We start from the raw sequence: 2,268 nt of genomic DNA on the forward strand, positions 1-2,268 counted from the left end.
CCCCCAGGACCGTCGGGCCCGCACTGTTCGGGACCAACGGCCCGTGCCCGGGATCGGACCGAGGCGGAACCTGGGTGCTGATACGAACAACAGACCATCCGCACGGGAGAGGCCCGCGAGATGCCCGTCACTGCCACCGGCCCGCTCACCTCCGGCGAAGTGGAACTCATCGACACCTATTGGCGCGCCGCCAACTATCTGTCGGTCGGGCAGATCTACCTGCTCGACAATCCGCTGCTGCGCGAACCTTTGCGCCCCGAACACATCAAGCCGCGGCTGCTGGGCCACTGGGGCACCACACCCGGGCTGAACTTCATTTACGCGCACCTGAACCGGCAGATCCTCGCCCACGATCTGGACGCGATCTACATCGCGGGTCCCGGGCACGGTGGCCCCGCCCTGGTCGCCAACGCATACCTAGAAGGCACGTATAGCGAGGTCTACCAGCACATTGGCCAGGACGAGGCCGGATTGCGCCGCCTGTTCAAGCAGTTCTCGTTCCCCGGCGGCATCCCAAGCCACGTCGCGCCCGAGACCCCGGGTTCCATCCACGAGGGCGGCGAACTCGGGTACGCGCTCGCGCACGCGTACGGCGCCGCGTTCGACAACCCGGACCTGCTGGTCGCCTGCGTGGTCGGCGACGGCGAAGCGGAGACCGGACCGCTGGCTGCGTCCTGGCACTCGAACAAGTTCCTCAACCCGGCCACCGACGGCGCAGTGCTGCCGATCCTCCAGCTCAACGGCTTCAAGATCGCGAACCCGACCGTCCTGTCCCGTATCCCTCGCGAGGAGCTGGACAAGTTGCTCGAAGGCTACGGATACCGTCCGATCACTGTTGAGATCGTCGACCCGGACGATCACGCCGCCGCGCACCAGGCGATGGCGGCAGCCCTCGATGATGCTATCGACCAGATCGCAACCATCCAGTCCATCGCCCGCGCGCGCACCAGTGCTGCCGCCGACTCGGCCCTGGTCGCCCGTCCTGCCTGGCCGATGATCATCTTGCGTTCGCCAAAGGGCTGGACCGGCCCGAAGAGTGTGGACGGCAAGCGCACCGAGGGCAGTTGGCGCTCGCACCAGGTACCGCTGAGCGAAACACGCGACAATCCCGCGCACCTCGCCCAACTCCAGGACTGGCTCGCTTCGTACCGTCCGTCGGAACTCTTCGACGCGGACGGTCGGCTGCGCCCGGAACTGGCCACGCTCGCGCCGGGTGGCGTGCGCCGGATGAGTGCGAACCCGCACGCCAACGGCGGACTGCTGCTGCGCGAGCTCGACCTGCCGGACTTCCGCGACTACGCCGTCGTCGTCAAGGAGCACGGCACCAGCCTCAGCGAGGCCACTCGCGTGCTCGGCGGCTTCCTGCGCGACGTGATGGCGCTGAACCGTCAGCATGCGAACTTCCGCGTCTTCGGCCCGGACGAGACCGCGTCCAATCGGCTCGGTGCGCTCCTGGAGACCACTGGCCGCACCTGGCTCGCGGACACCGACCCTGACGACGACGCGGGCCTGGCCCCCGACGGCCGGGTGATGGAGGTCCTGTCCGAGCACCTGTGCCAGGGCTGGCTGGAGGGCTACCTGCTCACCGGCCGTCATGGTCTGTTCGACTGCTACGAGGCGTTCATCCACATCGTGGACTCGATGTTCAACCAGCATGCCAAGTGGCTCAAGACCACCCGCACGCTGCCCTGGCGCCGCCCGATCGCATCCCTGAACTACCTGCTGACCTCGCACGTGTGGCGCCAGGACCACAACGGCCTGTCCCACCAGGACCCCGGCTTCATCGATCACGTGGTGAACAAGAAGGCCGAGGTCGTGCGCGTCTACCTGCCGCCGGACGCCAATACCCTGCTCTCGGTCGGCGACCATGTGCTGCGCAGCAAGCACTACGTCAACGTGATCGTCGCCGGCAAGCAGCCCGCCCACAACTGGCTGTCCATGGACGAGGCGATCGCGCACTGCACGCGCGGCATCGGCATCTGGGACTGGGCCTGCACCGACGCCGGCTCCGAACCCGATCTGGTCATGGCGTGCGCTGGCGACGTGCCGACGCTCGAAACGCTCGCGGCGACCGCGATCCTGCGCGAGGCCTTTCCGGAGCTGAAGATCCGCGTGGTCAACGTGGTCGACCTGATGCGGCTTCAGCCCGACACCGAGCACCCGCACGGCCTATCCGACCGTGAATTCGACTCCTTGTTCACCACGGACAAGCCGGTCATCTTCGCGTACCACGGCTATCCGTGGCTCATCCACCGCCTGACCTACCGG

General features: G+C 67.3%; 1 protein-coding gene. It reads left to right on the forward strand.

Annotated elements, in window-relative coordinates; genetic code table 11:
- Nucleotides 1–120: 120 nt before the first annotated feature.
- Nucleotides 121–2,268 (forward strand): phosphoketolase family protein (locus VGS97_RS25450; RefSeq protein ID WP_326856184.1); only part of this gene is annotated, 2,148 nt, incomplete at its 3' end.

The organism is Actinocrinis sp., from assembly GCF_035946395.1.
Classification (GTDB): Bacteria; Actinomycetota; Actinomycetes; order Streptomycetales; family Catenulisporaceae; genus Actinocrinis.